Origin of the sequence: Flavobacterium sp. UBA7680 (assembly GCF_002482975.1) — a bacterium.
Taxonomy (GTDB): Bacteria; Bacteroidota; Bacteroidia; order Flavobacteriales; family Flavobacteriaceae; genus Flavobacterium.
Genome location: NZ_DLHA01000050.1, coordinates 319,086 through 332,768, shown reverse-complemented (window position 1 = coordinate 332,768; position 13,683 = coordinate 319,086). Strand labels below are relative to the sequence as shown.

Annotated in this window: 11 protein-coding genes; all 11 read left to right on the top strand. The window is 30.1% G+C overall.

Translation table 11 applies throughout. The annotated features are described in order from the left end of the window. Positions 1 to 39: 39 nt before the first annotated feature. The 11 genes from B3C18_RS21580 to B3C18_RS21530 all read left to right on the top strand — a co-directional run bounded on the left by B3C18_RS21580 (position 40) and on the right by B3C18_RS21530 (position 13,522). Complete coding sequence (locus tag B3C18_RS21580; RefSeq protein ID WP_291151635.1) at positions 40 to 1,002, top strand: hypothetical protein; 963 nt, start codon at positions 40 to 42, stop codon at positions 1,000 to 1,002. 195 nt (positions 1,003 to 1,197) lie between these two features. After that, positions 1,198 to 1,590 carry a hypothetical protein gene (locus B3C18_RS21575; RefSeq protein ID WP_291151633.1) on the top strand — a complete coding sequence of 131 codons (393 nt, stop codon included), beginning with the start codon at positions 1,198 to 1,200 and terminating at the stop codon, positions 1,588 to 1,590. A gap of 307 nt (positions 1,591 to 1,897) precedes the next feature. Then, the gene (locus tag B3C18_RS21570; protein ID WP_291151631.1) at positions 1,898 to 3,430 is read left to right on the top strand and encodes a tetratricopeptide repeat-containing sensor histidine kinase; all 1,533 of its coding nucleotides are present in this window, start codon (positions 1,898 to 1,900) and stop codon (positions 3,428 to 3,430) included. Position 3,431: 1 nt separating this feature from the next. Further along, on the top strand, positions 3,432 to 4,178 hold the full coding sequence (locus B3C18_RS21565) for a LytR/AlgR family response regulator transcription factor (protein WP_291151628.1): 747 nt from the start codon (positions 3,432 to 3,434) through the stop codon (positions 4,176 to 4,178). Positions 4,179 to 4,367: 189 nt separating this feature from the next. Then, on the top strand, positions 4,368 to 4,619 hold the full coding sequence (locus B3C18_RS21560; RefSeq protein WP_291151626.1) for a hypothetical protein: 252 nt from the start codon (positions 4,368 to 4,370) through the stop codon (positions 4,617 to 4,619). A gap of 280 nt (positions 4,620 to 4,899) precedes the next feature. Continuing rightward, the gene (locus B3C18_RS21555; RefSeq protein WP_291151624.1) at positions 4,900 to 5,553 is read left to right on the top strand and encodes a hypothetical protein; all 654 of its coding nucleotides are present in this window, start codon (positions 4,900 to 4,902) and stop codon (positions 5,551 to 5,553) included. A gap of 4 nt (positions 5,554 to 5,557) precedes the next feature. Continuing rightward, positions 5,558 to 8,344 carry a TonB-dependent receptor gene (locus B3C18_RS21550; protein WP_291151622.1) on the top strand — a complete coding sequence of 929 codons (2,787 nt, stop codon included), beginning with the start codon at positions 5,558 to 5,560 and terminating at the stop codon, positions 8,342 to 8,344. Positions 8,345 to 8,347: 3 nt separating this feature from the next. Then, positions 8,348 to 9,526: a DUF4249 domain-containing protein gene (locus B3C18_RS21545; RefSeq protein ID WP_291151620.1), complete on the top strand. Its 1,179-nt coding sequence runs from the start codon at positions 8,348 to 8,350 to the stop codon at positions 9,524 to 9,526. Positions 9,527 to 9,599: 73 nt separating this feature from the next. Beyond that, the gene (locus B3C18_RS21540) at positions 9,600 to 10,772 is read left to right on the top strand and encodes a DUF4249 domain-containing protein (protein WP_291151618.1); all 1,173 of its coding nucleotides are present in this window, start codon (positions 9,600 to 9,602) and stop codon (positions 10,770 to 10,772) included. A gap of 14 nt (positions 10,773 to 10,786) precedes the next feature. Beyond that, a complete protein-coding gene (locus B3C18_RS21535; RefSeq protein WP_291151616.1) occupies positions 10,787 to 12,487 on the top strand; it encodes a hypothetical protein in 1,701 nt (566 codons plus the stop codon). A 171-nt stretch (positions 12,488 to 12,658) separates the two neighbouring features. Beyond that, positions 12,659 to 13,522, top strand: coding sequence for a sigma-70 family RNA polymerase sigma factor (locus tag B3C18_RS21530; RefSeq protein ID WP_007804760.1), 864 nt, complete (start codon positions 12,659 to 12,661; stop codon positions 13,520 to 13,522). The last annotated feature ends 161 nt before the right edge of the window (positions 13,523 to 13,683 follow it).

The window sequence follows — 13,683 nt, the reverse complement described above, 5'->3', positions numbered from 1 at the left end:
CAATAAAGTATTTTATTATATTTGTGATTATCGCAAATTATGAAACACCAGGAATCATTTTTAAAAGCTATTAGAAGTAAAATTTCCAAGTCCAATTCTTTGATAGATGAAATCGCTTCTATTCTGGAAATCAGTTATGATGCATCTCATCGAAGGATATCTCAAAAGAGTAAATTTTCTATTGATGAAACCATCAAATTGGCGAATCATTTTAATATTTCACTGGATAATTTATTTTCACAAAAAGAAAAAGTCATTGTAGAAAAAACAATTGAGATTGAATCGTTAAAAGATATGCTTCAATATTTTAAAGCATCTGCTCAACAGGTTGAAATACTTACAAAGAATCCCAAAACAAAACTTTATTATTCGGCCAAAGATATTCCGTTATTCTATTTTATGGACGGAACAATTTTGTCAAAATTCAAGGCTTTTGTCTGGCTGAATCTTTTAAATACAAATCAAAAAAAAGTGTCTTTTGAAAATTTTGTAATTGAGGAATCTTTTACTGAATATATGCAAACCTTAAAAAAAGCATATGAAAACACTACCGTAAATGAAATTTGGAACGACACCACTATAAACAGCAGTTTACAGCAGATTCTCTATTTTTATGAAGCCGGATTGTTAAATTTAAAAAATGCTAATGCACTTTGTAAGGACTTAAAGAGAATTATAAGTTTAATACAAGCAAAATGTAATGATGGTAATAACAACTTTGCTCTTTATTATAATGAACTGATATTATTAAATAATAACATGCTTATAGAAACCGAAGAAAAACTAACTATGTTTGTTCCTTACACGCTCTTAGGTTATTTTATTACAGACAATGAAGACAGCTGTAAAAATGTGCATCAGTTTTTTAAACAACAAATTAGTAACTCAATAGCTTTAGGGCAGTCTGGAATTAAGGAGCAAAATCTTTTCTTTAATCGCGCCATTCGAAAAATAGATTATTATCTGGAAAAAATTAATTCACAAGTTGATTTACTTTTCTAAAATAATAAGTCATAAAATTCATTTCTTTCAACCTGTATTTTCTCTTTTGTAAAGCAAATTATTATGTTTATTATCGATGAACGGCAATAAACAAATAATTTAACAAAAAAAACACGACAATGCTTATATTTTCTTAAAGAAATAAAATATCTTTAACCCACCAAAAATAAAACTATTAACCCTAAAAACCTTATTATGGACTTTAATGTCATTCAAATCACAAGAATTAACACAGAAGATTTTATTTTTACAGACACAGTGAACATTACTTTTCCTGTTCCTCCTTTAGCTTCGGCAAAAATTTACGACAATAATGGAGTAAAAACATTAAAAATCTGTGCAACTGTATACATTAATTCTAAAGATTCTCAAAACCCTGTAGTTGGAACATTAACAGAACATGTTAATACTGTCGAAATTTATTTTGACTACGATTGGGATGAAGAAACACCAAATACTTATGATGTATGGTATGTTGAAATAGATTATACTTCTGAAAGCGTTGAAAACATTACTACTGTATTCTCATATTTAAGAAATATTGATCCTGAAACATCAAGAGGAACAGAGACATCTGTAGGTCGTTAAACCCTCGCAATAGATATTTAACTAACATCGTTTATTGAGATTATAAATTATCCATTAAACGATGTTTCTTTATTACATAATATTTTCTTATTAAATTCTAAACAAAAAATGAGTAATGCTTATTATTAGATTTTTTTTTAATTTCTTGATTATTTGCTCCCCTTTCTTGTTGTTTTCTCAATCATCAAACAAACAATTAAACGAAGCACTAAAGAAAAAAGAGATTGAATTCAAAAACGAGTTGAATTTTAGCAAAGCTTCTAACTTTTTTATTAAAAAAAATTGGGACTCGACTTTGGTCAGTTCTATGAAACAATTAAATATTAATAAAAATAAAGAAGTCGCAGATTATTGCCACTTTTTTAGGGGATATAGTTTTATTGAAAAAAAATTATTCAAAGAAGCAAAATTTGAATTAAACTTAATTTCCAAAAAATTTACGTTCTATCCATTAGTCAATAAAAACTTAGGGGATGCTTCAATAGAATTAAAAGAATTTGAAAAAGCAATTATATATTTCAAAAAAATAGAAGGCCTTAAATCCTTAAATCAACAAGGATTAAAAATAAGCCTTATTTATCAAAATTTAGGAATTTGCCATTTACATCTAAGTGATTTTATCAAAGCAGAAGAATATCTTTTTAAAAGTTTAGAAATTCTAGAAACAGAAAAAGACATTGTAAATTTATTTTGTATTTATAATGATATCGCGAACTTATACTATATTCAATATAAAGACCAACAAGCAATTCCTTATTTTGAAAAGGCATATGATTTATCAAAAAAAACCATTGATTTTGATATAAAGAGAAAAGCTTCATTAAATATGTCTGTTGTAGAAGAAAATAAAGGCGATTTTAAGAAGGCATTGTTTTACAGAAAAGAATCTGCTCAATGGAAAGATTCTTTGAACAATCAAAGCAAGATTTGGGCTCTGGCAGATTACGAAAAAAAATTCGCTGTAGCACAAAAACAAAAACAAATTAAAGTACTCAAAGTAGAAAATGAGTTAAAAAATGCACAACGTAATACATTATTTTTCTCTGCTATTGGCCTTTTATTAATTTTAACTGGCGGAGTTTATTTATATGCACAAAAAGTAAAAAATGGAAAAACCATCTTGCGACAAAAAAACAAACTTGATGAACTTAATGCAACAAAAGACCAACTGTTTTCGATTGTAAGCCATGATTTACGCTCATCTGTAAACGCTTTAAAAAACAGTAATTCTAAATTATCTGCCACGCTTGAAAATAAAAACTACGACGAATTAAATCACTTAATTATTCAGAACAGCAGCATTGCTAATGGTACTTATAGTTTACTGGACAATTTATTACATTGGGCATTACTGCAGACTAAACAATTGTATTTTCACAAAGAATCAATTCATTTACATTCTGTAATACAGCAAATCGAATATAATTATAAGCCTTTATTATTAGATAAATCGATAACCTTCGAAAATTCGGTTTCAAAAAATATATTTCTGTTTGTTGACCTTGATTCTCTAAAAATTGTATTTAGAAATTTACTAGACAATGCTATTAAATTTTCTAATGAAAATGGACAAATTACCTTTTCGGCAAATGAAATAGATTCTGATTTTTGTCAGGTTATAATTCAGGATACCGGAATTGGAATGAATGAAAACACTATTAAGGAATTGCTTTATGAAGGAGAATTATTAGCTAAAAAAGGCAATTCAGAAATTATAGGAACTGGTCTGGGTTTACAATTATGTAAGCAAATGATAAAGAAAAATTCCGGAACATTTGATATAGAAAGCGAACTCAATAAAGGGACTAAAATGATATTAACATTCCCAAAAACTAAATGAAATGGACAATATTAATGTTTTAATTATAGAAGATATTTTAGAACAGAGTGATCAACTTATAAAAGTACTAGAGAACAACAACTATAATGTTGCTGGAGTTGCCAAAAATTATACAGAAGCATTAAAACTTTTTTATGAAAAGCCTGTTGATATAATTATAATTGATGTTTTTTTGGATGGAAAACCAGACGGAATAACTTTTGCAGAATCTATAAATATAATTCCGCATGCGTCTAAACCATTTGTGTTTTTAACAAGCTCTCAGGATCGCCAGGTTTTTGAAAGAGCAAAACTCACGAGACCTTTTAGTTTTTTAATGAAACCATTTAATGAACTTGAAATTTTGTATGCCTTAGAAATGGCTGTGGAGAAATTTTATGAGCAGACAAATGTCTTTTTTAGCGAAGAACAAAATACGGTTATCAGTAATGATTCTCTATTTATTAAAAAGAAAAACTCTTTAAAAAAAGTATCTCTTGAAGACATTCTTTATATTGAAGTTGAAGAACGTTACTGCAATATTATAACCGAGAAAGAAAAATTTGTAATTCTAATTTCATTGACTAAAATCAGTGATTTATTAGACAAAAATAAATTTATAAAAACACATCGCAATACAATTGTAAATACCGATAAAATAGAAGAAATTATTCTGGCAGATAATCTTATTATTTTAAAAGGAAATCATAAAATAAATCTGAGTGATACTTACAAAGATTTCATAAAAAAGATGAACATTTTATCTTAGTAAAGATCTAAAATTCAAAAACTAATCCTCTTAACAGAGGATTTTTTTATGCTTATTCGAAAGAAAAAAATCCTACATAACAAACAATTCATCGTATTCATGACAGAGAAAAAGCATTTCGTGACATTTTCAAACTTATAGATCGAGATCAAAATTACTTTTATCCCACCTAAATCAAAATAGAGATAGATGAAGATAGCATTAACGAGACAACCTGAAATGAAACTTTTGCCAACTATAAAAAAAATAAAAAACAATCCATGGGTTGGGGTTGTTGTTTCCTTGGCAATAATAATTCCTTGCTTATATAGAATTTTAGACGATGTTACCGTTTTAAGATTAGAATATATCTTACTGGCCATTGCGTTTCCAATTTATATAAGATCATTAAAAAAAATATTCGACGAAATCCTTGATAACACTGATGATTTCAACGATTAAAACTTAAATACACAATTCTAATTCGATCAAATTATTCGTTAAAAACCCTAAATCATCATTATGATTTAGGGTTTTTGTTGTATAAAAAATAAGATTTTATCACATTTTAACAGATATACGTTTTGTTTATAACCTTTTTTTAATAAATTTGGAAACCCCCAAAACAAATCACTAAAATCCACTGAATCCTTTGAAAAATTATCAAAAAAAGTCCGCTTTCCTCGTTTTATTTGGATTATTCTTAAACATTTATAGCATTCATAGTCAAACAAATAACGATGTGAATGTATACAACTGGTTTGACAATACAGTTGGCAAAAATAATCTTGACCTAAACAACGGGGTACCACACATTAATCCATATAGATCTATTGGAGACAACCATTTATATTTAATCAACAAATATGAAATTGGAAAAATTGACTATGATGGTCAAAAATACTTTGAAGTAAAACTTAAATATGATATTTACAGAGATATTTTAGTTTTAAATCCATATGGAGAATCTGAAAACATTGGAATAAATCTTAACTCAAGTAAAGTCGAAGCTTTTTCAATTTTAGATAAAAATTTTGTCAAAATAGACAAAAAAGTCCCGACTGTTCCGGAATTTACTTCTGGTTATTATGAAGAAAGTAAAGTTGCCGAAGCCCTTACATTATACATCAAACATCATAAAGACATTCAAAAAACAGTTTCTGAGAATGGAATATCTTATAGTTTTAAAGAAAATAATTTATTTTTTATTGATCTTAAAAACATTATTTATTCAATACGAGGAAAGAGCGATATTATTAAGCTGTTTCCAGATCAAAAAAAACAAATCAATGGGTTTTATTTAATGAATAGAGAACTGCAAAAATCTGATTTAAATCAATTCATGAAAAATTTGATGAAATACATTTCTAATTCTCTTTCAATTCAAACCAAATAAGACAATGAAAAAAATTTTACTCGCCTTTATTATTTTATTCTCATTTCAGTTGTCTGTTGCACAAAATTCTAATGAGAAATTCTCAATTACTTTTAAAGATGAAACTTTAGAAAATGCAATCAAACGTATTGAAGCAGCAACATCTTATAAATTCTATTTTGATCCAACTTGGGTTAATGCTAACAAAGAATTAATTTCAGGAGCTTATACTGATGCAACTGTTGACGCAGTACTTAATTCCATTTTAAGTAAAACCGATTTGAATTATATTGTTCTCAAAAACAAAGTAATCCTAACACTTAATAGTACAATTCACGATACCTTACCGTCGAATTATTTTAGCGATGCTCCAGTCGAAACGAATCAAAATAATGGAAATGATAATTCAGACAATCCAGTATTTCATCAGCAGTATGATTCTTTAAACAGCTACAGCGTAACTAAAAAAGCTTCAATAGTTTTCATCGGAAAAGAAAATAAAGATGCTGTTAAAAGAAATTTTACCGTTTCTGGTACTGTAAGAAATGACGAAACCGGAAAAGCAGAACCTAATATTTACATTAAAGTAAGAGGAAAAAATATCAATACTTCTACTGATCTTGACGGAAATTATAGTTTAATCCTTCCACGCGGAATAAACATTATTGAAGTAAAATCCCTTAGCCATAAAGAGGTTGTGAGAACTTTAATGGTTTATGATGACGGAAAATTTGATATTGGAATCAATGAAAGATCAAATCAATTAGATGAAGTTGTAATTAAAAAGAAAGGTCAAAAACAAACAGAAACAGCCGTCTCAGGATTAGTTTCTATTGATATTGAAGGAATTAAAAACGTTCCTTTGATTCTGGGAGAAAGAGATATCTTAAAAGTAGCTACAACATTCCCTGGTATTAAAACTACCGGAGAAGGATCTGCTGGATTTAATGTTCGAGGTGGAAAAGACGACCAAAACCTTATCCTTTTAGACAACGCCGTTTTATATAATCCGCAGCACTTTTTAGGTTTTTTCTCGGCCATAAACCCTTATACAGCAAAGAAAGCAGATATTTATAAAGGAAGCATTCCGGCAGATTTTGGAGGAAGATTATCATCTGTATTTGATATCACAACAAAAAACGGAAATCCGGAGAAATTCTCTGGCGAAGGTGCAATAGGACCAATAACTTCAAACCTTACGCTAAGCATGCCAATCGAAAAAAATAAATCAAGTATTATTTTTGGAGGTAGAGCAACTTATTCAGACTGGATTTTAAAATCTCTTGATGATGAAAATTTAAAGAATAGTCAAGCCGGATTCTATGATGGAATTCTTAAGTACAACAATCAAATCAATGCCAACAATAACATTGAAGCAACTGCTTATTACAGCCATGATCGCTTTAGTTTAAGTTCAGATTCGATCTATAAATACAGCAACAGACTTGCTTCTTTAAAATGGGATCATACTTTCAGTAAAAAGAGCAAAGGTGCTTTAATTTTTACAAACAGTGAATATAAATTCAATATTGATTACGATTCAAGTGATATTAATGCATTTGATTTTGGATACAAAGTAAACGAATCGCAATTGCAGTTAAAATTGAATTATCAGCTTAATCCAAAACATACTTTATCTTACGGTATTGCTAGTAAATTATACAACATTTCACCAGGTTATCAGCATCCGAAAAAGCCTGAGGCTACTTTAATTTCGACTGATCTCGAGAAAGAAAGAGCGCTGGAGTCTGCTATTTATTTAGCCGATAGTTATAAATTTAGTGATAAGCTTTTAATTGATTTAGGTTTAAGATATTCGTTTTATGCATCTTTAGGAGAAGCGAATGTAAATACTTATCAAGCTGGTCTGCCTTTAAGCGACGAAACGGTAACCGGAACAGAGCATTACAATAAAAACGAAGTTATAAAAACTTATGGCGGACTTGAGCCTCGTTTGGCAGCACGTTATTTTATTACTGAAGATTTTTCTATTAAAGCAGGTTATGATGTTACACGTCAATATGTTCACCTTTTATCAAGCAACGTAACGCAATCTCCAACAGATACCTGGAAATTATCTGATTCTAACGTAAAACCACAAACTGCACAGCAAGTTTCTTTAGGTCTTTTTAAAACGCTGAAAGATGAAGAGTATGAAATTAGTTTAGAAGGATATTACAAAAAATCTAAAAACATTTTGGATTATAAAGTTGGGGCACAGCTTCTGCTAAATCAAAATGTAGAAACTGAATTACTGCAGGGCGAAGGAAAAGCTTACGGAGTTGAATTGTTATTGAAGAAATCAACCGGAAGATTAAACGGATGGATTGGTTATACTTATTCTCGTACTTTAATAAAGCTTGACAGTCAGTTTAGTTCAGAAATTGTAAATAACGGTAACTTTTTCCCGGCAAATTTTGACAAGCCTCACGATTTAAGTGCGATTTTAAATTATAGATTTACAAAACGTTATAGTTTGTCTTCAAATTTCTTATACCAAACAGGAAGACCAATTACATACCCAATTGGAACATTTCAATATGGAAATTCAGAATATACGCTGTATAGCGACAGAAATGCTTACAGAATTCCGGATTATATCCGTTTAGACATTGGTCTTAATATTGAAGGAAATCATAAAATTAAAAAGTTAGCGCATAGTTTCTGGAACATTTCAATTTACAATGTTCTAGGAAGAAATAATCCATATTCTATTTATTTTGTAACTGATCAAAATGGAAAAGTAAAAGGTTATAAAACATCTATTTTCTCAATTCCAGTTCCTAGTATTACTTATAATTTTAAATTTTAATTAATGAAAAATTATAAACTATATAGTATTCTTTTCCTCTTTTCAGCTTTTATTTTGAATAGCTGTACAGAAGCGTATCCGTTATTAACGAATACTTATGAAGAAGCTTTAGTGGTAGAAGCAACGATAACAAATGAATTGAAAAATCAGGAAATTAAACTTACCAAAAGTGCCAAATTTGAAGATGAAAAATATTTGACAGAGAGCGGCGCGGAGGTTTATATAACAGACAACTCAGGAAACAGATATGATTTTGAAGATCAGTCTGATAAATATGTATCAACCGTTGCATTTCAGGCCGCACCCGGAACGCAGTATCAATTGCACATTAATACAAAAGACGGCAGAACTTTTGAATCATCTCCGGAAACACTTTCAACAGTAACTCCAATGCAAAGCGTTAAAGCTGCTATAGAAAAAGATAAAGACGATAAAAGAGGAGTCAGTATTAGAGTCAATAGTTTTGATCCTACCAATAAATCGCATTATTACAGATATGAATATGAAGAAACATATAAAGTTGTAGCGCCAAAATGGGTTCCGACTAAAGCATTTATCAATCAAAATGGAGGACTTACTTTTGGTCAAAATGATCCTAATACAAAAACTTGTTACGGAAATAAAAAAAGTACAGATCTGCTTTTATTAAACACTACTGATTTAAAAGAAGATCGAGTTGATTATTTGGCCCGTTTTATAAGCGATCAGGATTATATAATCACAACCCGATATAGTATACTGGTAAAACAATATGTTGAAAGTTTAGCCGCATTTAACTATTACAGCACACTAAAAAAAATATCCGGAAGTGCGAGCCTTTTATCTCCAACACAACCCGGAATTGTATTAGGCAATTTAAAATCTACAAAAAATCCAAACGATAAAATTGTTGGATATTTTGATGTAGCATCAATATCAATTGAAAGAATCTATTTTAATTATAATGATTTATTTCTTGGCGAACCACCACCTCCATTTTATACAGACTGTCAGGAGTTTTGCTACGCTAATTATCCTTTTAGTCCAGATCCATGTACACATTCTGGCGGTTATTTTGACGACTTAGAGATGAACAACATTACTTATTATTTAAACGGTGCATTTTATTATTGGGTATATTCACCGTGCGGAGATTGTACCACAATTGCATCAAATGTAAAACCAACCTTTTGGGTAGATTAAAAAATATAAATTTTAAAAAACAAAAATAGATTCTTCAAAATCAAAACAAGAAAAAACTATTTTAAACAAAGCCATGAACATACCTTTTAATAAAATATTAATCTTATTGCTTATCTGCTTTTTCGCAAATGGGTGTACAGAAACTTATCCGTTACTTACAAACACCTACGAAGAAGCTATTGTGGTAGAAGCTACATTGACCAACGAACTTAAAAATCAGGAAATTAAAATAACAAAAACTTCTAAATTTGAAGACACATCGCTTCAGGTAGAAAAAGGTGCCGAAGTAGTTGTTAAAGACAATCAAAACAATTCTTATTTATTTGAAGAAAACGCTGGAGTTTATGTTTCGCAAACACCATTTCAGATTTTACCAAACAGACAATATACTTTAGAAATTAAAACCACAGACGGAAAAGTATATGAATCAAGTCCTGAAATACTTCCAACAGTAAATCAAATTCAAAGCATAGTTCCTTCGGTTGTAACAAACAAAGACAATCAAATTGGTGTTCAAATCAACGTTAATAGTTATGATCCTGCCAGAACTTCAAAATACTATCGTTTTGAATACGAGGAAAGCTATAAAATTATAGCACCAAGATGGTCATTCTCTAAATTAATAGTTACCGGTCCCGAATCTGTAGCGCTTATTCCTAATTCGTCTAATACCAAAATTTGTTACTCAACAAAAAAATCGACAGATATTATTTTATTAAACACAAATGACCTTACCGAAGATCGTGTAAACTTACCAATACGTTTTATTGAGGAAGAGAACTATATCATCGGGCATAGATACAGTATTTTAGTTAAACAATACGTCGAAAATTTAGCAGCCTACAATTTCCATAGAACAATGAGGGATATTGCTGGTTCAGGCACCGTTTTATCTCCTAAACAGCCCGGAGTACTTTCTGGAAATATAAAATGCATCAGCGATTCTAACACAAAAGTTATTGGTTTTTTTGATGTAACATCTGTTTCAGAACAAAGAATCTTTTTTAATTATAATGATATGTTCCCGGGACAACCAGCTCCTTATTTTAATCCCTGCGAAGACATTCGTTTTAAGTTCTGTTTTGGTGGAGAAGGCTGCAACGGAGAAGATATGATTTTTAATGTTGAACAAAATCTAATGACCTATTTTTTCAATACCGGAACAAACTACATCTTAGTAGACGCCGTATGCGGAGACTGTACATCATTTTCATCTAACGTAAAACCTTCATTTTGGATAGACTAAAACACATATTTTTATTGTTTGTATTAATTAATACACAATTAAGCAGCGCACAACAAACTATCGCAGTAGATGAAACTGTTTTCATTCATACAAATGCAACAACACTTGTTTCTGGTGAAACTTTGTTGTACAAAATCTATTGTTTAAAATCATCTGATAAAACGCCAAGCAATATTAGCAAAGTTGCTTATGTAGAACTGGTTGACGATAGTAAAAAATCCGTTTTTAAAACAAAAATTTCTTTAGAAAACGCAAGCGGTCAGGGAGATTATTTCATTCCGACAACTTTAAAAACAGGAAGCTATAAACTAATAGGCTACACAAACTGGATGCTGAACAAACCGTTTTCTGAGTTATTTCAGTTAAACATTAACATTGTCAATCCTTATAAAGTTGACGAGAAAAGTGTTGCAGCAAACATTTTAGCAAACGGATCAAATACTTCTGACGAAAATGTTACGAACGAAAATGTTACACTTAAACTGAATAAAAAAACATTTGCAAACCGCGAATTTGTTGATTTAAAAATTCAATCTTTAAATAAAAATTTTGAAGACGGAACGTATTCGCTTTCTGTTAGAAAATTAGATAATATTCCTGCTCAAAATCAGGTTTCGGCTGTGAAATTTGCAGCAAATCCATCTTATCCGGTGGTATTAGATTTGCAAAAACAGGATCAAAAAATAATTTTGCCAGAACTTAGAGGTGAAATTATTTCAGGGAAAATCTCGGCAAAAAATAACAGTGATAAAGTCGATAATATTTCAGTAGGATTATCTATTCCGGGTAAATCGTTTGCTTTTGAAGTGGTAAAAACAGACCTAAACGGAAACTTTATTTTCAACATAAACAAAACATTCTATACGTCTAATATTGTTATTCAAATTATTGATGAAAAAGCAAACAATTATGATGTTGCTGTAAACAACGCTCCTGAAATTGATTATTCTCAGGTATCTTTTGAAAAGGATTCAAAATTGTCTTACACCTTTAAAGAAAGTCTTTTAGAAAGATCCATTTCAAGTCAGGTTGAAAATGCTTATTATCACAAAAAAGTAGACAATATCCAAAAAACACCAACATCTGAATCTTTCTTTTATCAAACAGCAAAAGAATATATCCTGGATGATTATACAAGATTTAAAACTTTAAAAGAAACCATAACCGAAGTTGCAGTCGAAATTTATTCTAAACAAAAAGACAACAAACTTTATCTGCATGTTAATGATCCAAGTATTTTTCCGCAGTTTCCTGAATCAGCACTTGTTTTGGTTGACGGACAATATTTAGAAAATCAAACTGATCTTGTAACCTATAATATGAAAAATGTATATAAGATTGAAGTAATTGTGGGAAGATATTATGTTGGTTCAAAATCATTTAATGGTTTAATTAGTTTTACAACTTTTGACAAGGATTTTAAAAGTACTCAAACAGGATCTTCAATTGTAAAACCAGTTGTTTTAAGACCGCAGCCTAAGAAAATATACAACAAGGTAAACTATGAAAATATTGCTGACAATCAAAGAATTCCTGATTTTAGAAATCAATTATTCTGGAACCCTGATGTTCAGTTAAACAAAGATTCTGAAACTTCATTTTATACTTCTGATCTTTCGGGAACTTTTGAAATAAGACTTGAAGGTTTTACTAAAAGCGGAATTCCGGTTTCTGTAAAAGAAAATATTGAAGTTCAAAATGCTGCAGCAAATTAATTGAATTTTTTACTTGTAAAGAAATATCATAACATACTGAAAACCTGTCTATTCCTAGACAGGTTTTTTATTTTTGAAAAAAAACAAATTATTTTTGATACAATTTGTAACTTTTTTGAAACTTCATACGTATAACAATCTGTACACTTAAAAATTGAGGAGACAAATAACATGAGACAACTTAAAATCACCAAGCAGGTAACTAATCGTGAAACTGCATCGTTAGATAAATATCTACAAGAAATCGGAAAAGTTGACCTAATTACCGCTGATGAAGAGGTAGAATTAGCACAAAGAATAAAGGCTGGTGATCAAAGAGCTTTAGAAAAATTAACAAAAGCCAACCTACGTTTCGTTGTATCGGTTGCTAAACAATATCAAAATCAAGGATTAACTCTTCCTGATTTAATTAATGAAGGAAACTTAGGTCTTATTAAAGCAGCACAGCGTTTTGATGAAACTCGTGGTTTTAAATTCATTTCTTATGCCGTATGGTGGATTCGTCAATCGATTCTTCAGGCTCTTGCAGAACAATCACGTATTGTTCGTTTACCATTAAACAAAATTGGTTCTATCAACAAAATCAACAAAATGTATGCGTTATTAGAGCAGTCTAATGAGCGTCCGCCTTCTGCTGAAGAAATTGCAAAAGAACTTGACATGACCGTAAATGACGTAAAAGAGTCTATGAAAAACTCTGGTCGTCACTTATCAATGGATGCACCTCTTGTTGAAGGTGAAGATTCTAACCTTTATGACGTTTTACGTTCTGGAGAATCTCCAAACCCGGACAGAGAGTTAATTCACGAATCATTACGTACTGAAATCGAGCGTTCGTTAGAAACATTAACTCCAAGAGAGGCAGATGTTGTACGTTTGTATTTTGGTCTTGGCGATCAACACCCAATGACTTTAGAGGAAATTGGAGAAACTTTCGACTTAACTCGTGAGCGTGTTCGTCAGATTAAAGAAAAAGCAATCCGTAGATTAAAACACACTTCAAGAAGTAAAATCCTTAAAACTTACTTAGGATAAAACAATATAAATTTCAATATCTTTAAATTCCAAATTCCAACCTTAATTGGAATTTGGGTATTTAAAAATTGGAATTTTTACCGTAAACAACAGTTTGATTGACTGTTCGTTTTTTGATTGATGATTGAAACTCCGGCTGATTACCGGAGTTTTTTATTTAA

Coding starts and splice junctions, on each gene's coding strand:
- B3C18_RS21540 (WP_291151618.1), top strand. CDS start 9,600: ATGAACATACCTTTTAATAAAATATTAATCTTATTGCTTATCTGCTTT.
- B3C18_RS21545 (WP_291151620.1), top strand. CDS start 8,348: ATGAAAAATTATAAACTATATAGTATTCTTTTCCTCTTTTCAGCTTTT.
- B3C18_RS21530 (WP_007804760.1), top strand. CDS start 12,659: ATGAGACAACTTAAAATCACCAAGCAGGTAACTAATCGTGAAACTGCA.
- B3C18_RS21560 (WP_291151626.1), top strand. CDS start 4,368: ATGAAGATAGCATTAACGAGACAACCTGAAATGAAACTTTTGCCAACT.
- B3C18_RS21575 (WP_291151633.1), top strand. CDS start 1,198: ATGGACTTTAATGTCATTCAAATCACAAGAATTAACACAGAAGATTTT.
- B3C18_RS21550 (WP_291151622.1), top strand. CDS start 5,558: ATGAAAAAAATTTTACTCGCCTTTATTATTTTATTCTCATTTCAGTTG.
- B3C18_RS21565 (WP_291151628.1), top strand. CDS start 3,432: ATGGACAATATTAATGTTTTAATTATAGAAGATATTTTAGAACAGAGT.
- B3C18_RS21580 (WP_291151635.1), top strand. CDS start 40: ATGAAACACCAGGAATCATTTTTAAAAGCTATTAGAAGTAAAATTTCC.
- B3C18_RS21570 (WP_291151631.1), top strand. CDS start 1,898: ATGAAACAATTAAATATTAATAAAAATAAAGAAGTCGCAGATTATTGC.